Origin of the sequence: Desulforhabdus amnigena, assembly GCF_027925305.1 — a bacterium.
Classification (GTDB): Bacteria; Desulfobacterota; Syntrophobacteria; order Syntrophobacterales; family Syntrophobacteraceae; genus Desulforhabdus; species Desulforhabdus amnigena.
On the sequence record NZ_BSDR01000001.1, the window covers coordinates 3578645 to 3605118 of the forward strand.

Consider the following 26474-nt stretch of genomic DNA (forward strand, 5'->3'; position numbering starts at 1 on the left):
TTATAATAACAAATTTAATGGGATGGCTGTGAGTGGAAAGAAGATTTGATGCGATCGGGTGTTGAGCGTTGTAGTGAAAAGGGGTAGGCCTGCCATGTCGAATACACAAAAAACATCGGAGATCGTCGGTTCCCTGCTCACCATTGGAGACGAGATCCTTTTGGGAGACATTGCCGACAGCAATTCGCATTATATCGCATGGGAATTGCGCGCCAGGGGGTTTCGACTGGGACGGATCATCACGGTGGGGGATCAGGTGGAAGAGATCGTCGAAATGATTTCCCACTGCCTGCTGAAATCCCGTTTTCTCATTGTGACCGGAGGGCTGGGACCGACCGATGACGACAAAACCAGTGCGGCCTCTGCAATCGCTCTGGGGGTGCCTCTGGTGACCCATCTCGATTACAGGAAATGGCTGGAAGAGCGCCTCGCTCAACGGGGCCGGGACCTTTCTCCGGAAGTGGCCAGGATGGCGGATCTGCCGGAAGGCGCTGTTAAGTTGGGACAGGGGATGGCGGGATTTTTCATCGAGCACCAGGGAATTCCCTGCTACTTTCTTCCGGGTGTCCCACATGAGATGAAAACGCTTCTCGCCGAACTGGTGATCCCGGATCTGGAGAAACGGTTTCCCCTCCGTACCCGGTGTATGAAACGGGTGATTCGAGTTCAGGGACTTTTGGAATCCGAAATCAACCAGAGATTGAATGACCTGGATGCACGGGAAATGGCCGTCGAGATAGGGTATTATCCTCAGGGGCGTGAGAATTGGGTCACCCTTTTCAGCACGGGGGAAAGTGAAAAGGATTGTCTCGAGCGAATCGATGCCGCGGAAGCGAAGGTCGTCGCCCGGTTGGGCGCGGAGCGGATCAGTGGTCGCAATGAGGAGACGATCGAAAAGGTTATCGGACGGCAACTGCTTGCAAAAAAATGGAAACTGGCTGTGGCTGAATCCTGCACCGGGGGATGGGTTGCAAAAAGAATCACGGCCGTCGCCGGAGCTTCCGATTATTTCGATCGAGGTTTCATCACTTACAGCAACCGGGCCAAGATGGAGCTTTTGAAAGTGCCGGGGGATCTCCTGGAAAGCCACGGGGCCGTGAGTGAGCCTGTTGCCCGCGCCATGGCTGAAGGAGCCCGTCTCCAGGCGGGAGTGAATGTCGCTCTGGCCATCACGGGTATCGCCGGCCCCACGGGTGGAACCCCTGAAAAGCCGGTGGGAACGGTCTTCATCTCCTGCGCCACCCCTGAGGAAACGCTGGTGGAGAAACATTTTTTCAGGGGAAGCCGGGAAGTCATCCAGGAGAGTGCGGCCCAGACCGCTCTGGTATTGCTTTGGAGGACATTGAGCAAATGATCCGTACATTCATAGCCTTCGATCTCCCCGTTAATGTTCAGGAGTCGCTGCAAAGATTGCAGAGCGAACTCAAGAAAACAGAGGCTCATGTGAGTTGGGTGAAGCCGGAGCGGATTCACCTGACGTTAAAATTTCTTGGCGATGTTTCGCCCGAGCAGATTCCCGCCATTCAATCGGCGCTTGAGGTCATTGCGGCCTCCACGCGATCCTTCAGGCTGAAGGTGGCCGGGTGCGGCGCATTCCCGACGATCAAGCAAATGCGGGTCGTTTGGGTAGGGATTCGAGGGGATGAAGCCCCCCTGAAGGAACTGCAGGGCCAGGTGGAGCAGGCGATGGTTCCCTTGGGCTTCAAAGCGGAGGATCGCCCTTTCAAGGCTCACCTGACATTGGGGCGCGTGAAGGGGCGGCAGCGTTTGAGATCGCTCCAGGATGCCCTGATGACATATCATGCCTTTGAGGCGGAAGATTTTGACGTTACGGAGCTTGTATTGTATAAGAGCGAGTTGAGGCCGGAAGGGGCCCGTTATACTCCGTTATTTCGATCATCATTCAAACAGTGAACTGGTTGTTTCATATAGCGGTGTTCAGTTGGCAGTGACTGGAGAGAAAATTCCGTGATCACTGACCGGCTTTCGGCAATGTTCTTTTGGAGGTAGATTGTTCGCTGGGTATTTTCCTGCAACGAGTGACTCGTATCTGTCCTCTTCACTCCCCTCTGACCACTGCCCTCTATTATCACGGACTATTATTTATTGAAGGAGGCCCTTTTTATGGGAGCCACAGACGACCGGCAGAAGGCCGTGGATGCGGCCATGTCTCAGATTGAACGCATGTGTGGAAAGGGTGCGATCATGCGCCTGGGAGAGGGGGCTCCGCATGCTGAAATTCAAGTTATTCCCACAGGATGTCTCTCTCTCGACCTGGCTTTGGGAATTGGAGGGGTTGCCCGCGGGCGCATCATTGAAATTTTCGGCCCCGAGTCCTCGGGAAAGACCACTCTGGCGCTGCACGTCATTGCAGAGGCTCAGAAAATGGGAGGATTGGCGGCTTTCATCGATGCCGAGCACGCTCTGGACGTCGGTTATGCACGCAAGTTGGGGGTCCAGGTGGAGGACCTGCTGATCAGCCAGCCCGATTACGGGGAGCAGGCTCTCGAGATTGCCGAAATCCTGGTGCGAAGCAACGCCATCGATGTCGTCGTGATCGATTCGGTCGCGGCGCTGGTGCCCAAAGCGGAAATCGAAGGGGAAATGGGAGACCCTCATGTAGGGCTGCAGGCGAGACTCATGAGCCAGGCTCTCAGAAAACTCGTTTCCTCCATCAGCAAATCCAGGACCTGCGTCATTTTTATCAATCAGATTCGAATGAAGATCGGAGTGATGTACGGTTCGCCCGAAACGACCACGGGTGGAAATGCTCTCAAGTTTTACGCCACTATGCGGTTGGATATCCGGCGCCTCGGTCCCATCAAGGAGGGCCAGGAAATCATCGGCAACCGGACCCGCGTGAAAGTGGTCAAAAACAAGATCGCTCCTCCATTCAAGGAAGTCGAATTCGATGTGGTCTACGGTCGTGGAATATCCAAAGAAGGAGACGTGCTGGATCTCGCGGTGAATGCCAATCTGGTGGATAAGGCGGGCACATGGTATTCCTACAACGGGGAGAGGCTGGGGCAAGGTCGTGAAAACGCCAAGACTTTTCTGAGAGAGCATCCCGACCTGCTCGTCGAGATCGAAAACAAGATACGGGAGATTCACGATCTGAAATTTCCGCTGACCGCAGAGGAAGCGGCTGCCGTTGCAGAAGCATAAAAAGAAGTTTTTGGATAGGGCACCTGGGGAGTGAGTCGTTCTTGAAATCCCCATTTTCCATGGAGGCACAAAGATCACAGAGGAATTCCTTAAGAACTCCAAAAATCTTCTCCGTGTCTCCGTGGTGCATAACGGGATATTGTGAAATCCGCCAGTTCCCTTAGAGAAAGCCTGACAAATGTGTATCTGAATGTCAGATATCCAAAAAAAATAATGAAGCACCTAACCCGAGGAGACCTTACTTGATGAAAGCCAGCGAAATCCGCAAGGCGTTTTTAGATTTCTTTCAAGAAAGAGGCCACACTACCGTTAAGAGTTCGTCGCTCATCCCTCACGACGATCCGACCCTCCTTTTTACCAATGCCGGAATGGTCCAGTTCAAACGCGCATTTCTGGGAGAGGAACGGCGTCCTTATTCGCGGGCGACCACGAGTCAAAAATGCATGCGTGCCGGGGGTAAGCACAACGACCTAGAAAACGTGGGTCGCACAGCCAGGCATCATACTTTTTTTGAGATGCTGGGGAACTTCTCTTTTGGGGATTATTTCAAGAGGGAAGCCATAGAGTATGCCTGGATTTTCCTGACGGAAGTCATGGGGCTTCCCAAAGACAAACTGTACGCGACCATCCATGAGGGGGACAGCCTCATGAATCTGGGTCCCGACGAAGATGCGCGGGAATATTGGAAACGTTATCTGCCGGCGGAGCGTATCCTCACTTTCCCCACCAAGGACAACTTCTGGTCCATGGGAGATACGGGGCCTTGCGGTCCCTGTTCGGAAATACTCATCGATCAGGGCGAAGCCATGGGATGCGGGAGAGCCGATTGCCGGCCCGGATGTGACTGCGACCGCTATCTCGAACTCTGGAACCTGGTTTTCATGCAGTTCAACCGTAAAGAGGATGGAACGCTGGAACCCCTGCCCAAGCCGAGCATCGATACGGGCATGGGGTTGGAACGGATTGCGGCCGTTATCCAGAAGGTGCCTTCCAATTACGATACGGACCTTTTCGCTCCCATGAGAACCCGAATCGCGGAATTGAGCGGCTACCACTATGGAACGAAAGCCGAAAAGGATGTTTCCGTCAAGGTCATTGCGGACCATAGCCGGGCTGCGGCATTTTTAATCGGAGACGGCATATTGCCGAGCAACGAAGGGAGGGGCTACGTACTCCGGCGGGTCATTCGCCGCGCTCTGCGCCACGGGCGTTTCCTCGGTCAGGATAAGCCTTTTCTCCATGATGTCGTTGTGTCCGTGATGGAGGCGATGCGGGATGCCTATCCCGAGCTTCTGGAAAACAAGAGCTACATCACCCGGGTCATCCTCAATGAGGAAGAGCGGTTCAATGAAACCCTCGATCACGGTCTGGGACTCCTGCAAAATGAGATCAAACAGTTACAGCAGGAAGGGAAAAAGACGATTCCCGGGGCCCTGATCTTTAAACTCTATGATACCTTTGGGTTCCCCATAGATATCATCACCGATATGGCGCGGGACCTCTCCCTCGAAGTGGATGAGGCGGAATTCCAGCAGCTCATGGAAAAGCAAAGAGAGCAATCGCGCATGCACTGGAAGGGCAGTGGGGAGCGGGAAGTTTCCGAAGCCTATCGGCACTTGTCGGCTCAAGGGGTCACCGTTCGTTTTCTGGGGTACGAAAGCCTCGATGCGGAATCGCGGGTCCTGGCCCTGGTGCGGGAAGGCAAATCGATCCAGGAAGCCGAAGCGGGATCGACGATTGAAGTCGTAGTTGCGGAGACGCCGTTTTACGGTGCGGCCGGCGGCCAGGTAGGAGACGTTGGGGAAATCGCCTTCCCCTCGGGGAGGGTTGTGGTTTCAGATACATTGAAGCTTCCCGGAGACCTCATCGTCCATGTGGGGAAGGTAGAAGGGGGCTCTTTGAAAGTGGGGGAACAGGTCCGGCTCAAGGTGGACAGTGTCGCCCGCAAGGATACGGCTTTGCACCATACCGCCACACATATTCTTCATGCCGTGTTGCGTTCCGTGCTCGGCGATCATGTCAAGCAGGCGGGTTCCTTGGTGGGGCCTGACCGGCTTCGCTTCGATTTCACTCACTTCACCGCCGTAACTCCGGAAGAACTGGCTGAAATCGAAAAGCGGGTCAACGACGAAATTCGCACCAATGAGGACTTGCAGGTCCATGTGATGGATCTCGAGGAAGCACTCAAGACCGGAGCCATGGCTCTTTTTGAAGAGAAGTACGGAGATCGTGTGCGGATGGTGGAAATTCCGGGTTTCAGCCGGGAACTCTGTGGAGGTACGCACACCCATCGCACGGGCGATATTGGACTCTTCGTCATTGTACAGGAAATGGGCATTGCGGCGGGAGTCCGAAGGATCGAGGCCCTGGCGGGGCGGCACGCCTTGGCGTATCTGCGAAAGCATAGGGGCATCCTGCAGGATGTGGCCGGGTTGCTCAAGACGAGTCCTGCCGATGTTGCAGAACGTGTGGAAAAGCTCATTGCCCAACAAAAACAGCTGGAAAAGGAATTGGAAGCCTTCAAAGCGTCTCTGGCGAGCAAACGGTCTGCGGATCTTCTGGAACGGGCGGAAGATGTCGGTGGAGTGAAGGTGCTGGTGACGAGGGTGGAAACAGACAACCCCAAGGCCTTGCGGGATCTAAACGATCGGTTCAAAGAGCGTTTGAAAAGTGGCGTGATTGTTCTGGGTGCAGCCCAGGGAGGAAAGGTTTTTCTGTTGGTGGGAGTGACCCAGGATACAACATCCCGTATTCATGCTGGAAACTTGATCAAGGAAATCGTCAAGGTGGTGGGAGGAAGCGGCGGCGGACGGCCGGACATGGCGCAGGCAGGCGGTAATCAGCCTGAAAAATTAGAAGATGCTCTGGATCTCGCTGCAAAATTGATTCGAGAAAAACTTGCCTAATCTCTCCCTTCCTTTTCAAAATACTCCGGGGGGCAGGGCTTCATATAGCTCTTCCCCTCGGAGTGTCAAAATGATCTTCTGTTAAGAAAAAAGACATCCCAACAAGTGGATCTCATTCGACGGCTGTGTTTTCAAAACCCATCAAATGCGATCGATCCTGCATCGGGACAGCTGCTCTTCCAATTCGTCCGTCAGGCTTTCAGGGAGTTCTTCCAGAGCATACGAAGCGCCGCATTCCCGGCAGCGCCAGAAAACCCGGCGTCAGGAGCGAATAAAAGCCAAATCGCTTTTGCATTTGGGACATTCCAAAGGGATTTCTCCTTTTTTGAATCTCAACAAAAAGGTTCTTTATTCATAGTCGCTTTAGCGATGCTCACATATAAGGTTTTTTAAATTTTTTGGCAACCGGCAGTCTGTCCCTCCTGGTCGAAACGTAACTCGACATTGTCAGATTTCATCTGAATCACGGAGGACACGGAGATTTCATTTGAAGGCCTTTCTCCGTCCCATCGGATGGATGCAGGGCCCTCCTTGAGCTTTAAACTCCTGCAAAACCGGTGATTTTTGGGGAAGACCGGAAAAACATATGATGAAAAATGGGAAAATAGGAGCTCTGATATTGGCTGCGGGGTGTTCCTCGCGAATGGGCGCGCTGAAGCCTCTGCTCCGGATCGGACCTGCCACGTTATTGGAAATGGCTGTGACTTTGTTCCGAAAGGCGGGCATTCAGGATGTGCATGTAGTGGTGGGACACAGGGCAGAAGAGATCATCCCTTTTCTGGATCGCCTGAAAGTCAAATGGGTTTTCAATGAACATTATGACAGGGGGATGCTCTCATCGATTCTAGCAGGAGTGCAGAGTTTCGATCCTCATGTCGAGGCTTTTTGCCTGCTGCCGGTAGACATTCCTCTGGTAAAACCAAGAACGATAAATGAACTTGTCAGCGCGTATCGAAACGGTCAGGCAAAAGTCATTTATCCCTGTTTTCGAAAAAAGAGGGGCCATCCGCCCATCATCTCCACTATCTGCATGAGAGGGGAACTCGCCTGGGACCATCCCGGGGGGCTGAAGAGCTTTCTGGAACGCTTCGACGAAGAGGCTCAAGACGTGGAGGTCCGGGATGAGGCGATCCTCATGAACTGCAATACTCCCCAAGATTTCCGGATGCTGGAAGATCATTATCTTAGAGGGGATATTCCCACGATCCAGGAATGCGAAGCTCTGTGGGAGCGGTTTGATGTTTGCGAGAATGTGAGGGCCCATTCCCGCGTGGTTGCTGAACTGGCACGGATTCTGGCCGTGTATTTGAACCGGGTGGGCCTCAACCTGGACCTTGACCTGGTCGTTGCTGCGGGATTCCTCCACGATCTCGCCAAAGGGCAGAAGGACCATGCTGCGACTGGTGCAAAAATATTGAAAGAAATGGGCTATCGGCGGGTAGGGGAAATTGTAGCTTTGCATATGGATTTGGGTTCCCCAAAACAGTTCCTGGATGAATCGGATCTTATTTATCTCGCTGATAAATGTGTGGAAAACGATCGATTGCTCAGTCTTGAAGACCGGTTCCAACGGCCCCTGGCACGTTATGTGGAAGGGGATGAAATTCGAAAGGCCGTTATGAAACGGCTGGAAGATGGAAAAGCCGTCAGAAAGCGCATTGAACATCTCCTGGGGATTTCTTTCGATCGCATCATCGAGAGGTACGAACGAGGCATACGGGCCGCTTCAGCGAGGGGGCGGAGAGAAATTTACCTTGTCCGGCACGGGGCCATTCGATTGCCGGGACGAGGAAAGCAATATATCGGCCAGTTGGATCTATGCCTCAGTGAAGAAGGTTTTGGGCAGGCTCAAAACCTCGCGGAAAGATTGAGCCATATCCAGCTTGCGGGTATTTACTGCAGTGACTTGGCGCGGTCGGTAAAAACGGCGGAGATCATAGGAAAGCCTCATGGCCTCGAGCCTGTCAAGCTGTCGAATTTTCGTGAAATATACCTTGGAGAATGGGAGGGGCTCTCTTTTGATGAAGTCTGCTGTAAGTACCCTGAGGAATACGAAAAACGGGGAAGGGATGTGGTTCACTACCGCCCGCCCTATGGGGAGAGCTTCCTGGATTGCTCCTGCAGGGTCATTTCGTCTTTCTATGAAGCATTGCAATCGACTCGCGGCAATATCCTCATCGTTGGCCATGCGGGTGTGAACCGCATTATCCTATGCCAGGCGATGGGCAAATCTCTTGAAAGCCTGTTTGAAATCCATCAGGATTATGGGTGCCTGAACGTTATCGAGTGCAAGGATTTCGGGTTTGAAGTCAAAACGTTGAATGAGACAGTCATGCGTGACCCACTTTGAGCGATTTTGCTCTTTTCAGCCCGTCATCGCTTTTCAAGAGCGTTTCGCGCTTTCCCTATCGCCTTGCATCTCTTTCTACAATAATTTCCCTATATTTTTTTGCACCTGTGAGAGAATTTTTCCCGAATACATCAATTTGACCATGGTTTCGATGTCTTTGGACAGTATGCGATCGTTTTCCAGGTGAGGTACCGCATCACGGATCATCTGATAGGCCACGCGGCTACCGTTGCCCGCCTTCAGGTTGGTGAAAAGGTCCATGCCCTGGGCTCCGCACAGGAATTCGATGGCGATGACGTAATATGCATTCCTCGTGATTTCACGGAACTTTCGCGCCGAAATGGGGGCCATGGGCACGTGGTCTTCCTTGTTGGCCGATGTCGGAATGGAATCGACGCAGGCGGGATGTGAAAGGATTTTGTTTTCTGAAACCAGAGAAGCTGCAGTGTACTGGGCTATCATGAAGCCGGAATTGAGCCCCCCGTCTTTTACGAGAAAAGCGGGGAGTCCGCTGAGTTTGGGATTTACGAGGCGTTCGATGCGGCGTTCCGATATATTGGCCAGCTCGGAAATGGCCATACAGAGAAAATCCATTGCCAGGGCCAGGGGCTGGCCATGGAAATTCCCGCCCAGAAGGAATTCCTCCGTCTCGTGAAAAATGAGGGGGTTGTTCGTGGAGGAATTGATCTCTGTTTCCACCACTCTTTTCGCATAATGGAGGGCGTCTTTGGTGGCCCCGTGGACCTGAGGGGAACACCTTAGGGTATAGGCATCCTGGATGCGGGAACAGTCCCTGTGTGAGGAGACGATTTCACTGTTTTGAGTCATGCGGCGCATGTTGTCGGCGGATGCCGCCTGTCCGGGATGGGGCCGCACCGCATGAATCCTCGGATCAAATTCCATGCGGCTGCCCATGAGCACTTCGAGGCTCATGGCGGCAGCGATGTCGGCCATCTTGGAAAGCTGCAAAGCATCGTAGAGCGCCAGAGCACCGATGGCATTTGTCATTTGGGTGCCGTTCACGAGTGAAAGCCCTTCACCCGCCTCCAGTTGCCAGGGAGTCAGACCGCATTGTCTCAAGGCCTCCGCACCGGGGATCCTGCGTCCTTCCTGAAAGGCTTCACCCTGCCCCATGAGTACAAGGGCCAAGTGCGCCAGGGGCGCAAGATCGCCGCTCGCTCCGACAGACCCTTTTTCCGGAACCAGGGGGTAAACCTTGCGGTTGAGGAGTTCCATCAACCTTTGAACGGTCTCCAGTCGTATGGCCGCATGTCCCCTGGCAAGGTCCTTGATGCGAAGAGCCATGATGCCCCGAACGGTTTCCTCGTCCAGGAAATTTCCCACGCCTGCAGCGTGGCTCATGAGAATATTTTCCTGCAGGCGTCGAGTGTCCTCTCTGGAAATGATGACATCGCTCAAGGCGCCAAACCCGGTCGTGATGCCGTAAATGATTTTCTCTTCCTTGAGCCACTTCTGGACCAGGTTCCAGGTATTGCGGATGCGTTCCTCGGATTCTCGAGTCAGCCGGACCTGTGCCCCATCTCTGGCAATGGACACCAGGTCGTCCAGGGTCATGCCGTCCATGCCCAGAAGAATTTCTTTCATCAGGAAACTTCCCCTCAAACACATCCCTCGTTTATTTCCCGGTGCGCCAGCTTCTGAAAAGCCGTTTCAGCGGCACGCAGCAGCGTCTTGAGGTCCGTCGGCTTGGTGAAACAGTCTTCGAATCCCCATTCTTCCCCACCCATTCCCTCACCCGGATCTGCGTATCCCGTGACCGCATAGGCAATGCTGCAGGGATTGTCCTTCCTCATGTGACGGCATAGTTCGATTCCGTCCATTCCCGGAAGGCTCAAATCCAGAAAGAACACAGGATATCGTTGCTGTCTGGCAAGGGCAAGAGCTTCCTCGGCATTTGCGGCAGTTTGCACCTCATAACCGGCTCTTGTGAAGACACACGTCATTATGTCGCGGATGGCCGCCTCATCATCCACCACCAAAATTCTTTTTTCCATTATGACCTGTTCTTTCTGTTCAACCTCTGGTTTTTTCCACTCCAATAGCCCCTGAGGATGCTCCTTCAATATCCACGATAGTGTGCCGTCCCCCCAGGTAGTCTTTGGTTCGGTATTGTGTGATATTCATGATTTTCCTCGTGAGCTCCCCGATTTTTTGAACCTCCGCATGGATTGCACGCAGCACTGCAGCGTGAGGATCGTTTTCGTCGGAATCCAGCAGTAGAAGCTCGGAATACCCGGACACAGCCTGCAAAGGCTGGTTCAATTCGTGGCAGACGGCTCCAGCCATCTCCAAAACGCCCTGCAGTTTCTGGCGCCGGGCCACTTCAGCAAGCAATTCCAGGATGCGCCGTCCCACGCCGATCCTGGCAAGCAATTCCCCGTTGTCGTAAGGTTTGGCAATGTAGTCGTCGGCGCCTGCTTCCAACCCCTGCACAATGTTGTGCTGTTCTCCCCGGGAGGTCAAAAGAAGAATATAAAGAGGATCATCCCGGCCTTGAGCGCGCAGCTTCCGGCAGAGAGTGAGTCCATCCATGCCCGGCATCATCCAGTCGAGGAGTATGAGCCGAGGGGCATCCAGCTGCTGCAGGACCGTCCACGCCTCCTCACCGTCTGCAACGCTCGTCACTTCATAGCCGCACTTGCTCAACACCGCCTGCAGCATGAGGCGTGACGTGAGATCATCCTCTGCAATGAAAATTTTCATGGATTACTTCTCTCCGGTCATGGCTTGTTTGAGCAAGTCAAACTGTCGGTCCAGTAGGGGGAATCCATCCTTCAGCCTCTCCAGATCCCCGGCAAGGGCGGCCTGCTCCATGGCATGCGCTACACTTGCGAGGGCCGCTCCCGTCACATTCCCCGCAGCCCCTTTGATCTTGTGTGCCAGCTGCTCCGCCATGTGGAGGTCTCCCGCTGCGACGGACGAGCGCAAAGCATCCAACTGGTCGGTGATATCTGCAAGGAAGGCTTCGATAATGGTTTTTACCAAATCTTCATCCCCCATCAAGCGTTTTCGAAGTAGGGACTCATCAAAAACATCGCTGCCGTGCACCGTGCACACATCCGGGAGAACATCCCCTTCTTCATTTTGTGCTCCCTTCAGGAAAGCGTCATGCGCCGCCGGCAGCCATTTTTCCAGAAGCTCTGCCAGTTCCTCGGGATGGACCGGCTTGGCCAGGTAATCGCTCATTCCCGCCTCCAGGCATTTCTCCCGGTCTCCCTTCATGGCATGGGCCGTCATGGCGATGATGGGAATCATGGGGTCAAAGACTCCCGAGTCCTTTTCACGGATGCGACGGGTCGCCTCATATCCATCCATCTCCGGCATCTGGCCGTCCATCAGCACCAGGTCGTAGGGAATCGTCCGCAATGCATGAAGAGCCTCCCGGCCATTGGCTACGGCATCGGCGCGGTAACCCAGTTTTTTCAGGATGCTCAGAGCCACCTGCTGATTGGTGATGTTGTCTTCCGCCAGCAGGATGCGTTTATGATGTTTGACTGATTCGACGTCTATCTGCCGCGTGACGATGCTGCCCGAAGGACTCTCATCGAAGCGGCATCCCCATGATCGTGGAAGCGTGGCCGCCGGAAGCCGGTTCGATTCGTTGTCGTCCACGGCGAGTGGATGGGTTTCCTGGAGGCCGACACAGCGTTCGCGGGCGACGGCATCTCCTTCGGGCTGTTTTTCGAACACGGAGGTGAACCAGAAGGTGGAGCCTTTACCTTCCGTGCTCGTGACGCCAATGCTCCCTCCCATCAGCTCCGCCAGTTGCTTGGAGATGGCAAGCCCCAGTCCGGTGCCTCCGTATTTGCGCGTGGTCGAACCATCCACCTGTGTGAAGGGCGAAAAGAGGATATCCAGGCGGTCCTCCGGGATGCCGATCCCCGTGTCGGAGACAGAAAAGCGCACGGTGACGCTGTGTTCATCTTCGCTTTCGAGGCTCGCTCGAATGGAAACTTCTCCTCGTTGGGTGAATTTCAGGCCATTCCCCACAAGATTGATGATGACCTGGCGCAAACGCCCCGGATCTCCCCGCAGCCGCGACGGTACGTCGGGTTCCACCATGCAGGTCAGTTCCAGACCTTTCTCATGGGCTCTGCCTGCAAGCATTTCCGCAGTATCCGCCAGAGTGGTGCGCAGGTCAAAGTTGAGGGTTTCCATTTCGAGCTTACGGGCTTCGATCTTGGAAAAATCCAGGATATCGTTCAGGATGCGCAAAAGAGCTTCACTACTGGTCCGAACGATCTCCGCATATTTACGCTGTTCACGATTCAGCCCCGAGTCCAACAGCAATCCGGTCATGCCGATGATGCTGTTCATGGGGGTGCGGATCTCGTGGCTCATATTGGCCAGAAACTCACTTTTGGCGGCATTGGCCGTCTCCGCCTGTACAGCCATTTCCTCCGCCCGCGCAGCAGCTTCCTGCAATTGCCGGTTGGTCTCCCAAAGGACATCTTCTACCCGCTTGCGTTCAGCGATGCTCCAGACGGAATCCATCAGCAGGGACAATTGCTGAACATCGGCTTCATCGTAATCGCTCTCCTTGTTGGCCACCCCGACCACTGCGATGATGTTGTCCTCTGAAAAGACGGGGATCGTGAGATACCTGAGGAGTTCCACATGCCCTGGGGGAAGTCCCTTTTTTAGAGGATTTGTCGCTTTGAAATCATTGACTATGATGGGTTTGCGCTGACGTACGGCCTCCCCCCAGAGGCCCGTCTTGTCCAGTGTATAGACGGTTTGAGGCTCCGCGATAGTGCATTCCCTCATCACATCTTTTGACCATGTGTTGAGGATGAAAAGCTTCCTTTCTTCATCGTACCAGTAAATATACCCGATCTTGCTTGCCGTCAGGATGATGGCCTCATGAAGGGCATAGTCCAATAGCTCCTGAATATCCCTGGACTTGTGTTGAAAGATGTTCAAAAGGCTTTGCAGCCTGGCTTCGTTGGTCCTGGACTGCCCCTCGGCACGCTTACGCTCGGTGATGTTCCGCACAATGCCGACGGCGTTCCATTGGCCGTTGATCGGAACGGCCGATAGGGACAATTCCACGGGAAACTCCGTTCCGTCCCTGTGCAGGGCGGTCTGCTCCGTCACGCGGTTTATGAGCGGTCCTTCACTGGAATGTTGAAACTGCGCGAATCTCCGGGCATGCATCTCGCGATTCTGCTTGGGAACAAGCAGCTGATGAAGATTCCTTCCTATTACTTCATCCGTTGGGTAACCGAACATCTCGGCGGCTGCAGGGTTCCAGAAGGTGATGTTGCCCTCGCTGTCTATCATGATGATGGCGTCCAGGGCGGCGAAGGCAATGGCTCGAAACCGTGCTTCATTTTCCCGCAGTTCGGAGGTACGGCGCCATACGAGCTGCTCCGCTCGCTGCCTGCCGCTATGAAGAACATATGCCAGTCCTGTGAGGGCGGCTGTCAGGCCGAGTCCGGCAAACAGGATCAGCCATGGCATACGGAGCGGATGGCCGGCAAAAAAAGGCGGCATGGCAATGCACACAAGGGAGTAACACCTTCCCAAAAATGACACTGAAGCCAGGCCACCCAGGATGATAAGGCCCAGCAAAGCTGGAAGGGCAAGGAAAGATGCGTAAGCCGGGAGCTTGCCGTTCCCGGCTGGAGGACTATCCGGTTTCATTGTGCGAAATCACCCGCTTCAGCACCGTCCGCAAGTTATCCATGATGTAGGGCTTCTGAATGAAGCCGGCCAGCCCCTTGCGGCCGGCACCTCTTAATGCATAAGGCTTCTAGTCGCGCGAACTTTCTAAACAACTCCGCCACAAAAGGGGACCATTTCTATTCCCACGTTTTGATCCCGATGGTACGGGTTAGCAAAGTTTATGCGAATAGCGGTATTGTGTGCCGGTTTTTGAAGAAAAAATGTCGTATCTATTGCTGAACTTCTGATGTCGCGCCTCAAAAACGGGAAGGCGGAATTTACCGAAGTGAAAGAGACGGTGGAAAAGTGGGGAAAAGCCGCCTGCATCGCCAATCTGCTTTTGCAGGCGGATCTTTACATGAGCGATGAGGCATCGCAAAAAAGAAGGCCTATTCCCTTTCTCGCTCCCTGAAGAAATCCATGACAAAAGTGATGTGTTTTCGCATGGCCTCGTATGCTTCCTCGGGGTCGCGCTTTCGTATGGCGTTTACGATGGCTTCATGCTGTTCAATGACTCTGTCCAAGTTGGCGGGGTCCGTATAGAGGTGTTGCAGATTTTCTTTGATTCCAAAGAAAAGCAGATCGTAAAAGCTTCTCATGATGTGGATTTGGACCGTGTTCTTTGTGGCATAAGCAATGGCCATGTGAAAGGAAAGATCTGCATCGCTCCCGAGGCCTTCCTCGTGTTTCTCTATTTCCGCGATCATCTGTTCCAGGCATTTTTCCAGTTCCAGGATATCCTCTTCGGTAGCGCGCCGGGCCGCCAGGGCCACGGCGTTGCATTCCAGTCCCAACCGGACTTCGAGCAAATCCTGGAGGCTGACGTCATGGCCGTTGATGACGGCTGCCAGCGGATTTCTCTGAGCGTCATCGGCAGGGGAATTCACGAAGGTCCCCTGTCCCTGCCGATGTTCCAACAGTCCCATCGCCACAAGCTTATTGATGGCCTCTCGCACTGTAGGACGGCTTACGCCCATGCTCTGAGCCAGTTCTCGTTCGGTCATCAGCTGATCGCCCGGTTTGAGCTGCCCCTTGAAGATGAGATCTTTCAACTGCTCGAAAACCTGGTCGGATACCCGCTTGGGTTTAATGGGCTTTAACGTAATCATTTTTTATCCAGTGACTCCGCGTAAATCTCGATGGCATGTTTGACTTCCACTCGATCCCCCGCCTGCGAAAGCATGTCGGAGATCTGCAGCATGCAGGCCGGGCAGCTCGTGGCCACCACGGAACATCCCGAATCCACGATGTTGTCGCGCTTATGCTTGCCGATGGCCGATGAGAGATCGTAGTACTGCAGATTGAAGCTTCCGCCGCAGCCACAACACTTGTCGGCCTCTTTCATTTCCTTGAACCTGTAAGAGGGATTGGCCTGAATGACGGTGCGGGGTTGAACCGCAATTCCCAGAGACTTCTTTAAATGGCATGGATCATGGTAGGTGATCAAGGTTTTTTCTCCGGTTTCCCCTGCCGCCTCCGGTTTCACCCCCACTTTTTCCACCAGGAACTGGGAGATGTCCATGGTCTTTTCCGCCAGGGCTTTTACGCGGTCGAGTTCTCCGGGTGTGAGTTCCTCGGCCATGGTGGGCCACAACTTTTTGATGGTGGAAGTGCAGGTCGCGCAGGCCGTAACGAGATAATCGAAATTCCGGGAACCGAAGCCCTTGAGGTTATGAAGAATGAGTTTATTGAAGGTATCCGTATCTCCGGAGGAGAGGGCCGGAATGCCGCAACAACCCACTTCCTTCGGAATGAAGACTCCCACTCCGTGATGTTTCAGTGTGCGCAGTGCGGCAGTACCGATCCTCGGGAAAACCTTGTCGATGACGCATCCCGTGAAAAAGGCCACTTTGAGTCCCGAGGCACCGGCGGGAGTATCGAGAGAGGGGACCATGCGGTGAAAGGGTTCGGGAGCGAGAGAGCTGAAGTGGCGGTCTCCGAGGGGGGAGACGAAGCGGGCGCACGAAGTCCCCAGCAGGTCGTCCACGGGTTTTACGAAAATGCCTTGAAATTTGGATCCCCATTCCAGAAGCCGGTCGAACAGCTCCGGCTGGGAGAGCATTTTGCGAAAGATGATCTTCTTCAAGGGGCTGAGCCCAACATAATTCGTGATGATGGCGCGTGCCTTGATGAAGATATCGAGAACCTTGACTCCGCTCGGGCAGTTGGCGGCGCAGGAGCCGCAGAGGAGACACCGGGAGAGGCGGTCTTGCACTCCCGTGGGGTCCTTGAACATCTCCTGCAGAAGTCCGTCCAGAAGGGCGAGCTTCCCGCGGGCGACATCCGATTCCCGGCCCGTTTCAGCAAAAACGGGGCATACCGACTGGCACATTCCGCAGCGCATGCAGACGACCAGCTGGTCTTCCACCTCTTTGAGGAGTTGAGCGAGTTTTTTCATATCCTGCATCGTTATTCTCCTATGATTTTCCCGGGGTTCAGAATGCCCTTGGGGTCCAGGGCGGCTTTGATGCGGCGGGAAAAGAGAATGGTGCCTTTGCTGGTTTCTTTTTCCAGGTAGCGTGATTTTGCCATGCCGATTCCATGTTCGCCCGAAAGTGTCCCGCCCAATCCCAGGGCTTTGTCGAAGATGGCATCGATGGCCGCTTCGACCCGGTGCCACTCTTCCTTGTTTCTCTTATCCGTGAGTATGGTGGGATGAAGGTTTCCGTCGCCGGCGTGCCCGAAGGTGCCGATGGTCAGATTGAACCGCCTGCTGATCTCCTCCAGAGCTTGAATCATTGCCGGGATCTTGCTCCGGGGTACGGTAGCGTCTTCCAGCACTACGGTGGGTTTGAGCTTTGCCAGGGCGGAGAGGGCGGCGCGGCGGGCCTCCCAGACCTTGTCTCTTTCCGCCGCGTCCTGGGCCACACGGATTTTCATGGCGCCCATTTCCCTGCAGATGGATTCGACTTTGGCTGCGTCTTCTTCCACCTGGGCCGGGTGTCCGTCCACTTCTATGAGGAGAAGTGCGGCGGCATCGGTGGGAAGCCCCACGCGGCTGTAGTCTTCCACGGTGCGAATAGTGAAATTGTCCATGAATTCCAGGGTGGCGGGCACGATGCGATGAGCGATGATGGCGGCAACGGTTTCCGAAGCTTTGATGACGTTATCGAAAATGGCCATCATGGCTTTTCTGCCTGTCGGCATGGGAATGAGCTTTAAAATGATCTTGTCGAAAACGCCGAGCGTTCCTTCAGATCCCACCATGAGGGCTGCCAGGTTATATCCTGTCACGCATTTGACAGTTCTTGAACCCGTTTTGACGATCTCTCCATTCACATCGAAGAATTCCAGCCCCATCACATAATCGCGGGTAACCCCGTATTTGAGGCCTCGAAGGCCGCCGGCATTTTCAGCCACGTTGCCGCCCAGCGTCGAAACGGCCTGGCTGCCCGGGTCGGGAGGATAAAAAAGCCCTTTGGCTTCCACTGCCGCAGCGAATTTTGCGGTGACCACACCAGGTTGAACGATCGCATACAGGTCTTCTGTGTTGATTTCGAGGATCTTGTTGAGGGCATTGGTGAGGACGACCGCGCCCCCTTTCTTGGGGATGGTGCCGCCGCTGAGGTTGGTGCCGGCGCCGCGAACGGTGAGGGGAATGGAATTTTCATTGCAAATTCGAACCAGCCTGCCGAGCTCTTCACTGCTTGTAGGTCTCAGAACCACGGAGGGGAGCACCGGTTCCAAGACCGCCGCATCATAGGAATACGTGTGCCTGTCCGTTTCATCCAGAAACACCTTCTCCTTGCCCAATATCCTTTCGAATTCCTTGATTACCGCCTGGCTGATCATAAAGGCCTCCTTCAGTGAAACATCATGGGGGTTGTTGTTTTTTTTGGTGAATGGTAATACCAATAATTTATTTTATCAAGTATTTTTTGTTTCGAAACATTTCATTCTATGCTCCCTAATATAAAGCAATATTATTTATTATATTCAAGAAAAATGATCATGTATTTTTTGGCTTGACTTTTTAAATTCATTTTGGATTAATTAGTCTCAGCATAAGGTCTGACCAATATTTTGAGGTTGGATATTGAATATAAGGATGCGCAGCAGGTCTTACCCCTAAGGAAACCTTTTGAAAAAAGGAGTTCAAAGATGCCTCTCGGATTGTTGGCCCTTATTGCGTTACTTCCCATCGCCCTGGCCCTGGTGCTCATGGTCGGCATGCGCTGGCCCGCCACCAAGGCCATGCCCCTGGCCTGGCTCGTCACCGCTCTCGCGGGGGTTCTCGTCTGGAAAATGCCCCTCGGTTTCGTCCTTGCCTCCACCCTCAACGGATTCGGCGGAGCGGTCAACGTGCTGATCATCGTCTTCGGCGCCATCCTCATCCTCTACACCCTGAGGGACAGTGGCGGCATGGAGACCATCAACTGCGGATTTTACGGGATCAGCCGGGACAGGCGGGTACAGGTGATCATTATCGCCACCGTCTTTTCCGCCTTTCTCGAAGGAGCGGCCGGTTTTGGAACACCGGCAGCCATCGCGGCGCCCCTTCTCCTGAGCCTCGGATTTCCAGCCCTGGCTTCGGCCATGGTCTGTCTGATTCTTAACTCGTTTCCCGTCTCTTTCGGCGCCGTGGGTACCCCCATCTGGTTCGGCCTCAAAAACCTGAAACCCCAAGTGGAGGCGGCCATCGCCGCCAGCCAGGCTGGAGACATCACCTCTTTTGCCATGTTCCTGAAAACCATCGGCCAGTGGGCTTCCATCCTGCATCTTCCCATGGTTTTCATCCTCCCCCTCTTCGTCAATATGATGATGACCCGCTTTTTCGGCCAGAACAAATCCTGGAAGGAAGGTTTGGGTGCCTGGAAGTTCTCTCTTTTTGCCTCCGCCTGTTTTGCAGTTCCCTATGTGGCCACGGCTTTTCTCTTCGGCGAAGAATTTCCCACTCTTCTAGGGGGGCTCATCGGCACCGCCCTGGTGGTGGGAGCGGCCAAAAAGGGCTTTCTTCTGCCAAAAGAATCGTGGGACTTCGGCCCCCAGTCCGGGTGGGAAAAAGAGTGGACCGGAGACATCCCCACTACGGACAAGTGCGACTTTTCAAGCCATATGAGCCAGTTGCGAGCCTGGATGCCTTACATCCTCATCGGACTCATCCTGGTGCTCACCCGACTCAACGACCTGCCTTTCAAGGGCTGGGTGAACGCATGGGAGATCAGCATTCCCAAAATCCTCGGCTATGAATCGGTCAGCTTCTCCATGAAGCCCCTTTACCTTCCGGGCACCATTCCCTTCATGCTGGTGGCCATCCTGACCATCTTCATTCACAACATGAAGGGCGAGAAAGTGAAAGCCGCATGGACGGATTCCTTCAAGCGGATGAAAAACCCCACCATCGCCCTGCTTTTCGCTGTAGCCCTGGTGGAAATTTTCAAGCAATCCGCCCATAACGACCTGGGAATTCCTTCCATGCCTCTTTCCATGGCCAAGGCCACAGCAGCCATCGCCGGCCAGTCCTGGCCCCTCTTCGCTTCCTTCGTTGGAGCTCTGGGCCCTTCATTACCGGATCCAACACCGTTTCTGACCTCCTTTTTGCCGAATTCCAGTACGGCATCGCCACGCAGTTACAGATTCCCCACCTGATTGTTGTGGCCCTGCAGGTCGTGGGCGGAGCCATGGGCAACATGGTCTGTATTCACAATATCGTGGCTGCTTCGGCCACGGTCGGCCTGGCGGGTATGGAGGGGATGCTCATCCGCCGCAACTCGGTTCCCCTGCTTCTCTACGGAACGGTGGCTGGAGTCATGGGGCTGATTTATACTTATATTTTATTTCCGGGGATCTTTTAGAGGCTGTCTGAAAATTCCTCTGCTTGGGAGCCGAACCTGCTTCGATTCCCCCCTTGAGGGGGGCCAAGGGAGGTGTTTTTCTGGTTCACGAAATCTTGCCCCCCTACCCCCCTCAAGGGGGGAATTTTCAGACATCCTCTTAGTGTGGCGTTGTCACATTGACCAGAGAGACACGGAGAACACAAAGGTTTCATTCGAAAGTCCTTTCTCTGTGCCCTCCGTGTCTCCGTGGTTCAGATGAGATATGACAATGTCCAGTCATTATGCCGCGGCGGAAGTCATCACCCTGCTTGGAAGGTTTTGAAGGGAAGGAAAAGAGTCCATGCTAAAGCAAGATTTGAAAGAAATGATGAAGGAGAAGGCGCAAGCGGTCCAGAGCATTGTCTGCGAGATCGGCTCCATTGAGGAAGCCTTCCAATATGCAATCGACATCACACGCAAACAGGGCGGAACCGTTCTGGCCGCCCCGGGGTTAGGGAGGCAGGATCCTTCCGCCTTTGCGGCGTTTAGGGCTTTGTGTGAACAAAACGGGGTGGCTCTGGTCAAGGAGGGCCTCAGGGCAGAGATCGGTAAACTGCACACGGGTTTCACTGTCGCGGATTATGGCATTGCCGAGACGGCGACCATCGTCCAGGATTCGAGTTCCGAAGATCTTCGCATCGCCACCATGCTGAGCGAAATACACGTGGCCGTCCTGCCCGTTTCGCGCATCAAACCGGATGCCATGACCCTTGAAAATGAACTGAAGGGCTACATGCAATCGCCCCCCAGCTATGTGGCCTTCATCAGCGGAGCCAGCCGCACGGCGGATATCGAGCGTGTGCTCACCATTGGAGTCCACGGGCCTCAGGAACTGCACATCCTCATCCTCAATGAGCGTGAAGCCTGATTCCGGCGTTTTTCATGCTCGATGCCCCGGCCATCGGTGCTTTCCACCTTCAAGGAGAATAGAACATGATCACCACCCCCCATAATGTGAAGGAATACAGAGGCCATCTCAAGAAGGCCCTGAAAAACGAATTTCTGGGAACCACTCTGGACAACTTTGCAACAGCTTACAAAGCTTCCCGGGCCAAGGCGTTTGAAGGGATAGACCTGGAAAATCTCATTCAGGAAATCGCCCAGGGGAAGGATGCCTCCATTCCCTATCTCGAAGAGCTTTTTGTTCTCTTCAAAACCAGGGCGGAAGCGGCGGGCGTAAAAGTCCATGTGGCTCACACGGCTACTGAAGCCAATGAAATCATTTCCTCCATCGCCAGAGCCAACGGAGTCCGAAAGATCGTCAAGGGAAAGTCCATGACGGCGGAGGAGACCTTCCTCAATACTCACCTGGAAAAAGAGGGGTACCAGGTCACGGAAACCGACCTGGGGGAATGGATCATTCAGCTACGCCACGAAGGGCCTTCGCACATGGTGATGCCCGCCATTCATCTTTCACGGCAGCAGGTGGCGGAACTCTTCACCAAAGTGACGGGCAAACACCAGGATCCCGACGACATCGACGGCATGGTGAAAGTAGCCCGCCGTGAACTGCGCCAGGCTTATTTGGAAGCGGACATGGGCATCACGGGAGCCAACTTCGCCATCGCTGAAACGGGTACCATCGGCCTGGTGACCAACGAAGGAAATGGGCGGCTCGTGACAACCCTGCCGCGTGTGCACGTGGCCCTGGTGGGTTTTGACAAACTCATTCCCGACCTCAAATCGGCCCTGCGCATCTTGAGGGCCCTTCCCCGCAATGCCACCGGGCAGGCCATTTCCACTTATGTGACCTGGATCACGGGCGCCAACGAGTGTGTTCCCGGTCCCGATGGCCGCAAGGAAATGCATATTGTCTTCCTGGACAACGGGCGGCTGGCCTTGGCCAAAGACCCTGTCTTTTCCCAGGCCCTGCGCTGCATCCGGTGCGGCGCCTGCGCCAACGTCTGCCCCATCTACAAGCTGGTGGGCGGACACAATTACGGCCATGTCTACATCGGAGCCATCGGGCTCATATTGACTTACTTCTATCATGGGCGCGAAAATGCCCGTGCCATCATCAAAAACTGTCTCAACTGCCAGGCATGCAAATCGGTCTGCCCCACAGGAATCGATCTTCCCCATCTCATCAAGGAAGTCTATCGTACGGTGCTCGAGGTGGAAGGCAAGAAGCCGGTGAAGAATGTGCTTCTGAACAGGGTTCTCAAGGACCGGCGCCTCTTTCATTTTCTTTTGCGCCGGGCCTACCTGGCTCAGAAACCTCTGGCGGGAGGGGGAGATCTCATTCGGCATCTGCCCCTCTTCTTCTCCAAAGAGCACGGGTTCCGCAGCCTCCCTGTCGTTGCCAAAAGGCCCTTGAGAGACGCGTGGGATCGCATCAACCCGCGCCTGCAAAATCCCCGCTACCGTGTGGCGCTCTTTGGCGGATGTCTGGTGGATTTCGTCTATCCGGAACAGGCCGAAGCGCTCCTGAAGCTTTCTGGGGAATACAACGTGCAGCTCGAATATCCCATGGAACAGACCTGCTGCGGGCTCCCGGCCAAGATGATGGGAGAGAATGAAACGGCAAGAGAGGTGGCCATTCAGAATTTGAAGGCGATAGATCCGGCGGATTACGACTACATTCTTACCCTGTGTGCTTCCTGCGGGTCGCACCTGAAGGAAAACTACGCCAAGCTGCTGGCCGATGACGCCGGTTTGCAGGTGAAGGTGCGGCAGTTGAGGGATAAAGTCATCGATTTCAGTTCATTCATGCAAAACATCCTCAAAGTGAGTCCGGAAAAATTTGTGGAAAGCCATAAAAAAGTGGCATACCATTCCCCGTGCCACCTGTGCAGGGGATTGCACGTGACGAAAGAACCCCGTGACCTCATGAAGACAGCGGGCCTGGAATATGTTCCGGCCAAGGACGAAGATGTCTGCTGTGGCTTCGGTGGATCCTTTTCCATAGACTTTCCCGAGCTCTCGGCGGAGCTTCTCAAACGCAAGCTGGATAACGTGGAAGCGACAGGGGCCGAAGTCCTGGTGACGGACTGTCCGGGCTGTGTTCTGCAGCTTCGAGGTGGAATGGACAAGAGAGGCTCCGGAAAAATCAAGGTAAAACACATTGCCGAAGTGGTTGTCGAAAACCTGAAGAAGTAGAACGCCGGGAAACGGGTTCAGCCGGGTGGGCATGCTCTTCAATACCCACCCGGCACTGGATTTCGACCCAAATGGAGCGAAGGGGCGACTTTTTCAGTTTCTAAATTTCTGCTAATTTGAATTCGAAGTTCTTGTCGCCGGAGCGCGGGGAATACGTCTTCCACGAAGCTGTCCAGCTGCTTTCGTGGAAACGGTCAAAAGGTTCATCTTTTTTTACCTTTGAAAAAGAATTTTAAAAAAATGCAACGCTCTTAACATATCGGTCCATGAGGAGATGGATACATGCCCAAAATCAACGGATATCCCAAACTGACCGCTCAGGAGGCCGCCGAAAGAATTCCGGATGGTGCAACGGTCGCCTTCAGCGGATTTTCCAACGCAGGAACAGCCAAAGCGATTCCCCGCGCCCTCGCCGTGCGCGCCCGAACCCTTCACCAATCGGAGGTGCCTTTCAAAATTCGAGTCCTCACGGGAGGGGCCTGCGGAGGGAGCGTGGATGAACTGCTCGCCCAGTCCGAGGCCATTTCATGGCGCGCGCCGTATCAGAGCGCGCCCACTCTTCGCAAGCAGATCAACCAGCAGAAAGTCGAATACCTGGACATGCACCTCTCGGGGGTCGGGCGGACGGTGCTCTCGGGGTTTTTCGGCAAGCTGGATGTCGCCGTCATCGAGGCGACGGATGTGACGCCGGACGGCCGGGTCTATCTTTCTTCTTCCATTGGGGTTTCCCCCACTTTCCTGCGGTGCGCGGAGCACGTGTTGATCGAGCTCAACAGTTACCATTCCCGGCGGCTTCCGGAAATGCATGATATCGTCATCATGGATCCTCCCCCGCGACGTCAACCGACTCCCATCCATGATCCCTTGACCAGGATGGGATTTCCCTATGCCGTTGTCGATCCCAAGAAAATCATCGGAATCGTGGAAACCGATGAACCGGACCACATCCCGTCTGTCAGCGTTCCCAGTGCGGTGAACTATAAGATCGCGGAGCACGTGGTGCAGTTTTTTCTGAAGGAGATGGAAACCGGGCACATTCCCAAAGAATTCCTCCCCCTGCAGGCGGGAGTGGGAAAAACGGCCAATGGAGTGATGGAAGCCCTCGGGAGTCATCCGGACATTCCACCCTTCAAGATGTATACACTGGCCATCCATGACTGGCTTGTCCGTCTCATGGAACAGGGGAAGCTGCTCGGAGCGAGCGCCAGCAGTTTGAGCCTTACCCCGGCCATGTTGAACCGGGTCTATGAGAACATGGATTACTTTGTGTCGCGCATTGTGTTGCGTCCCCAGGAAATTTCAAACGACCCGGGAGTCGTGCGGCGCCTGGGCGTGATTGCCATGAATTCCGCCATTGAAGTGGATATCTACGGGAATGTCAATTCGTCCCATGTTTTCGGGACGGACATGGTCAATGGAATCGGCGGCAGCGGCGAATTCACCCGCAACAGCTTTCTTTCGGTCATGATGGTTCCCTCCATTGCAAGGGGAGGCAGGATCTCCAATGTGGTGCCCATGTGTCCTCACATCGACAGCAACGAGCATTCGGTGCAGATTATCGTGACAGACCAGGGATTGGCGGACCTCCGCGGCTTGGGCCCCATGCAGCGGGCCAAACGCATCATCGAAAACTGTGCACATCCGGCCTACCGTGAGTACCTGTTTAAATATATTGAGCAATCAAGGTCCGGCCATATCCGCCACAACCTGGATACGTGCTACGAACTGCACATCAACCTGATGGAACATGGCGCCATGCTGCCGGATCTGGACCTTTCAACCATCAGCGAGAATTGAGCAGCGGTTTTCGTCGAGGATATCTCTCACGATATTGCCGTTTCCGACCTCTCCCTTGACGAGGGATTGAGTGCTGTTGAAATAAGGAGATAGAATAATGTCCATTGTGAGTGCATTTCCCAGGCTGAGTCCGGAGGAAGCCGTCGCGGAGATTTTCAATGGAGCGACCGTCGCCTTCAGCGGGTTCACCAACGCCGGTGCGGCCAAGGCCGTGCCGAGAGCTATTGCAGCCAAGGCTCACCAACTGCATGATCGTGGAGAACCCTTTAAAATACGCGTATTGACCGGAGCGTCGAGCGGTGAAAGTATCGATGAGCCATTGGCCGAAGCCGAGGCCATTTCATACCGCGCTCCCTACCAGAGCGGTCCCACACTGCGCAAGCAAATCAACCGGCAGGAAGTCGAGTACGTGGATATGCATCTGTCGCACTTGCCGCAGACCGTCCTGGCCGGTTTTCAAGGAAAATTGGATTTTGCCGTTGTGGAAGCCACGGAAATCACGCCGGACGGTAGAGTCTACCTGACCTCATCCATTGGGGCATCTCCGAGCTACCTCCAGTGTGCCGACCGGGTCATCATCGAGGTCAACCGGTATCATTCCAAACGGTTGCGTGAGATGTCCGACATCATGATTCTGCCTCCGCCGCCTCATCGCAATCCCATTCCCCTTCGGGAGCCCATGACCAAGGTCGGTTATCCCTACGCTGTAGTGGACACCAGGAAAGTCATCGGCGTCATAGAGAACGATGAACCGGATCACGTTCCCACTTTTGCCGCTGCGGACGCACGCAGCGAAAAGATTGCCGAACATGTTCTGCGTTTCCTGCTCGAGGAGATGAGTAAGGGGCGTATTCCAAAGGAATTCCTGCCGTTGCAGGCCGGAGTGGGAAACGTGGCCAATGGAGTGATGGCCGCTCTTGGGCGGAGTCCCGAAATTCCCCCCTTTAAGATGTACACGGAGGTGTTTCAGGATTCTCTTGTGGATCTCATGGAACAGGGGAAGCTTCTTGGGGCGAGCACCACCAGTCTCACGGTGACACCGGAAGTTTTGAAGCGCATCTACGACAATATGGACTTTTTCGTCTCGCGCATCGTTCTCAGGCCCATGGAACTTTCAAACAATCCGGGAGCCGTTCGACGTCTGGGGGTGATTTCCATGAATACAGCTCTTGAAGTGGACATTTATGGAAATGTCAATTCGTCCCATGTTTTTGGAATGGACATCATGAACGGAATCGGTGGCAGCGGAGAGTTTACGAGAAACAGCTACCTCTCCATTTTCATGTGCCCCTCCATTGCCAAGGGAGGGAAGATTTCCGCAGTGGTGCCCATGTGCCCTCATATCGACAACAACGAACATTCCGTCCAGATTATCGCCACCGACCAGGGATTGGCGGATCTCCGAGGGCTTGGCCCCATGCAGCGGGCACAGGCCATCATTGAAAACTGTGCCCACCCGGCCTATCGGGATTATCTCTACCGGTATATCGAACGGGGAAGAGTCGGTCACATCCGGCACGATCTTCGTACGGCCTTCGAACTCCATCGCAATCTTCTGAAGCATGGCGCCATGCTGCCGGACCTGGACCTTTCCCAAGTCTCGTAGCCTCTCCAAATACGGAAGATCTCAACTTGACATTGTCGGATTTCATC

General features: G+C 54.4%; 17 protein-coding genes and 1 pseudogene. 11 read left to right on the forward strand and 7 right to left on the reverse strand.

Annotated elements, in window-relative coordinates; genetic code table 11:
• Nucleotides 1–94: 94 nt before the first annotated feature.
• From QMG16_RS15230 to QMG16_RS15250, 5 genes are all read left to right on the forward strand, one after another.
• Nucleotides 95–1354, forward strand: a complete 1260-nt coding sequence (locus tag QMG16_RS15230) for a CinA family nicotinamide mononucleotide deamidase-related protein (protein WP_281795630.1) — start codon at nucleotides 95–97, stop codon at nucleotides 1352–1354.
• Entirely contained in the window at nucleotides 1351–1914 is a 564-nt protein-coding gene (gene thpR / locus QMG16_RS15235) for an RNA 2',3'-cyclic phosphodiesterase (RefSeq protein WP_281795631.1), read from the forward strand. The genes QMG16_RS15230 and thpR overlap by 4 nt, the downstream gene beginning before the upstream one ends.
• Before the next feature lie 210 nt (nucleotides 1915–2124).
• A complete protein-coding gene (gene recA / locus QMG16_RS15240) occupies nucleotides 2125–3165 on the forward strand; it encodes a recombinase RecA (RefSeq protein ID WP_281795633.1) in 1041 nt (346 codons plus the stop codon).
• Between the two features lie 245 nt (nucleotides 3166–3410).
• Nucleotides 3411–6071, forward strand: coding sequence for an alanine--tRNA ligase (gene alaS / locus QMG16_RS15245; protein ID WP_281795634.1), 2661 nt, complete (start codon nucleotides 3411–3413; stop codon nucleotides 6069–6071).
• 586 nt (nucleotides 6072–6657) lie between these two features.
• A complete protein-coding gene (locus tag QMG16_RS15250; protein ID WP_281795636.1) occupies nucleotides 6658–8421 on the forward strand; it encodes a DVU_1551 family NTP transferase in 1764 nt (587 codons plus the stop codon).
• A 75-nt stretch (nucleotides 8422–8496) separates the two neighbouring features.
• Here the strand turns inward: QMG16_RS15250 and hutH are convergent, their stop codons facing one another.
• The 4 genes from hutH to QMG16_RS15270 are packed head-to-tail and all read right to left on the reverse strand — an operon-like array spanning nucleotide 8497 to nucleotide 14088.
• Nucleotides 8497–10026 carry a histidine ammonia-lyase gene (gene hutH / locus QMG16_RS15255; RefSeq protein WP_281795638.1) on the reverse strand — a complete coding sequence of 510 codons (1530 nt, stop codon included), beginning with the start codon at nucleotides 10024–10026 and terminating at the stop codon, nucleotides 8497–8499.
• Between the two features lie 14 nt (nucleotides 10027–10040).
• Nucleotides 10041–10436 carry a response regulator gene (locus tag QMG16_RS15260; protein ID WP_281795640.1) on the reverse strand — a complete coding sequence of 132 codons (396 nt, stop codon included), beginning with the start codon at nucleotides 10434–10436 and terminating at the stop codon, nucleotides 10041–10043.
• A gap of 19 nt (nucleotides 10437–10455) precedes the next feature.
• A complete protein-coding gene (locus tag QMG16_RS15265) occupies nucleotides 10456–11145 on the reverse strand; it encodes a response regulator (RefSeq protein ID WP_281795642.1) in 690 nt (229 codons plus the stop codon).
• Between the two features lie 3 nt (nucleotides 11146–11148).
• Nucleotides 11149–14088 (reverse strand): ATP-binding protein, encoded by a 2940-nt coding sequence (locus QMG16_RS15270; RefSeq protein ID WP_281795644.1) that lies wholly within the window; start codon nucleotides 14086–14088, stop codon nucleotides 11149–11151.
• A 268-nt stretch (nucleotides 14089–14356) separates the two neighbouring features.
• Between QMG16_RS15270 and QMG16_RS15275 the strand changes: the two genes are divergently transcribed.
• The gene (locus QMG16_RS15275; RefSeq protein WP_281795646.1) at nucleotides 14357–14521 is read left to right on the forward strand and encodes a hypothetical protein; all 165 of its coding nucleotides are present in this window, start codon (nucleotides 14357–14359) and stop codon (nucleotides 14519–14521) included.
• On the opposite strand, the gene QMG16_RS15280 is transcribed toward QMG16_RS15275, so the two are convergent.
• Genes QMG16_RS15280 through QMG16_RS15290 form a run of 3 tightly spaced genes read right to left on the reverse strand, consistent with a single transcriptional unit; the run spans nucleotide 14499 to nucleotide 17901 of the window.
• On the reverse strand, nucleotides 14499–15218 hold the full coding sequence (locus QMG16_RS15280) for a FadR/GntR family transcriptional regulator (RefSeq protein ID WP_281795648.1): 720 nt from the start codon (nucleotides 15216–15218) through the stop codon (nucleotides 14499–14501). The two genes, QMG16_RS15275 and QMG16_RS15280, sit on opposite strands and share 23 nt — an antisense overlap.
• Nucleotides 15215–16516 (reverse strand): (Fe-S)-binding protein, encoded by a 1302-nt coding sequence (locus QMG16_RS15285; protein ID WP_281795650.1) that lies wholly within the window; start codon nucleotides 16514–16516, stop codon nucleotides 15215–15217. Before QMG16_RS15285 ends, QMG16_RS15280 begins: the two co-directional genes overlap by 4 nt.
• A 2-nt stretch (nucleotides 16517–16518) precedes the next feature.
• The gene (locus QMG16_RS15290) at nucleotides 16519–17901 is read right to left on the reverse strand and encodes an FAD-binding oxidoreductase (protein WP_281795652.1); all 1383 of its coding nucleotides are present in this window, start codon (nucleotides 17899–17901) and stop codon (nucleotides 16519–16521) included.
• Nucleotides 17902–18210: 309 nt separating this feature from the next.
• Between QMG16_RS15290 and QMG16_RS15295 the strand changes: the two are divergent.
• From QMG16_RS15295 to scpC (QMG16_RS15315), 5 genes and pseudogenes are all read left to right on the forward strand, one after another.
• Nucleotides 18211–19904 (forward strand): annotated as a pseudogene (locus tag QMG16_RS15295) (L-lactate permease).
• A gap of 322 nt (nucleotides 19905–20226) precedes the next feature.
• Nucleotides 20227–20793: a lactate utilization protein gene (locus tag QMG16_RS15300; RefSeq protein WP_281795654.1), complete on the forward strand. Its 567-nt coding sequence runs from the start codon at nucleotides 20227–20229 to the stop codon at nucleotides 20791–20793.
• 65 nt (nucleotides 20794–20858) lie between these two features.
• Complete coding sequence (gene ldhH / locus QMG16_RS15305) at nucleotides 20859–23024, forward strand: L-lactate dehydrogenase (quinone) large subunit LdhH (protein WP_281795655.1); 2166 nt, start codon at nucleotides 20859–20861, stop codon at nucleotides 23022–23024.
• Between the two features lie 282 nt (nucleotides 23025–23306).
• Entirely contained in the window at nucleotides 23307–24821 is a 1515-nt protein-coding gene (gene scpC / locus QMG16_RS15310) for a succinyl-CoA:acetate CoA-transferase ScpC (RefSeq protein ID WP_281795656.1), read from the forward strand.
• Nucleotides 24822–24918: 97 nt separating this feature from the next.
• Nucleotides 24919–26427 carry a succinyl-CoA:acetate CoA-transferase ScpC gene (gene scpC, locus QMG16_RS15315; RefSeq protein WP_281795658.1) on the forward strand — a complete coding sequence of 503 codons (1509 nt, stop codon included), beginning with the start codon at nucleotides 24919–24921 and terminating at the stop codon, nucleotides 26425–26427.
• Nucleotides 26428–26474 lie beyond the last annotated feature (47 nt).

Excerpts from the sequence above, each read along its gene's own strand:
- QMG16_RS15230 (WP_281795630.1), top strand. The coding sequence starts at position 95 with ATGTCGAATACACAAAAAACATCGGAGATCGTCGGTTCCCTGCTCACC.
- thpR (WP_281795631.1), top strand. The coding sequence starts at position 1,351 with ATGATCCGTACATTCATAGCCTTCGATCTCCCCGTTAATGTTCAGGAG.
- recA (WP_281795633.1), top strand. The coding sequence starts at position 2,125 with ATGGGAGCCACAGACGACCGGCAGAAGGCCGTGGATGCGGCCATGTCT.
- alaS (WP_281795634.1), top strand. The coding sequence starts at position 3,411 with ATGAAAGCCAGCGAAATCCGCAAGGCGTTTTTAGATTTCTTTCAAGAA.
- QMG16_RS15250 (WP_281795636.1), top strand. The coding sequence starts at position 6,658 with ATGATGAAAAATGGGAAAATAGGAGCTCTGATATTGGCTGCGGGGTGT.
- hutH (WP_281795638.1), bottom strand. The coding sequence starts at position 10,026 with ATGAAAGAAATTCTTCTGGGCATGGACGGCATGACCCTGGACGACCTG.
- QMG16_RS15260 (WP_281795640.1), bottom strand. The coding sequence starts at position 10,436 with ATGGAAAAAAGAATTTTGGTGGTGGATGATGAGGCGGCCATCCGCGAC.
- QMG16_RS15265 (WP_281795642.1), bottom strand. The coding sequence starts at position 11,145 with ATGAAAATTTTCATTGCAGAGGATGATCTCACGTCACGCCTCATGCTG.
- QMG16_RS15270 (WP_281795644.1), bottom strand. The coding sequence starts at position 14,088 with ATGAAACCGGATAGTCCTCCAGCCGGGAACGGCAAGCTCCCGGCTTAC.
- QMG16_RS15275 (WP_281795646.1), top strand. The coding sequence starts at position 14,357 with ATGTCGCGCCTCAAAAACGGGAAGGCGGAATTTACCGAAGTGAAAGAG.
- QMG16_RS15280 (WP_281795648.1), bottom strand. The coding sequence starts at position 15,218 with ATGATTACGTTAAAGCCCATTAAACCCAAGCGGGTATCCGACCAGGTT.
- QMG16_RS15285 (WP_281795650.1), bottom strand. The coding sequence starts at position 16,516 with ATGCAGGATATGAAAAAACTCGCTCAACTCCTCAAAGAGGTGGAAGAC.
- QMG16_RS15290 (WP_281795652.1), bottom strand. The coding sequence starts at position 17,901 with ATGATCAGCCAGGCGGTAATCAAGGAATTCGAAAGGATATTGGGCAAG.
- QMG16_RS15300 (WP_281795654.1), top strand. The coding sequence starts at position 20,227 with ATGCTAAAGCAAGATTTGAAAGAAATGATGAAGGAGAAGGCGCAAGCG.
- ldhH (WP_281795655.1), top strand. The coding sequence starts at position 20,859 with ATGATCACCACCCCCCATAATGTGAAGGAATACAGAGGCCATCTCAAG.
- scpC (WP_281795656.1), top strand. The coding sequence starts at position 23,307 with ATGCCCAAAATCAACGGATATCCCAAACTGACCGCTCAGGAGGCCGCC.
- scpC (WP_281795658.1), top strand. The coding sequence starts at position 24,919 with ATGTCCATTGTGAGTGCATTTCCCAGGCTGAGTCCGGAGGAAGCCGTC.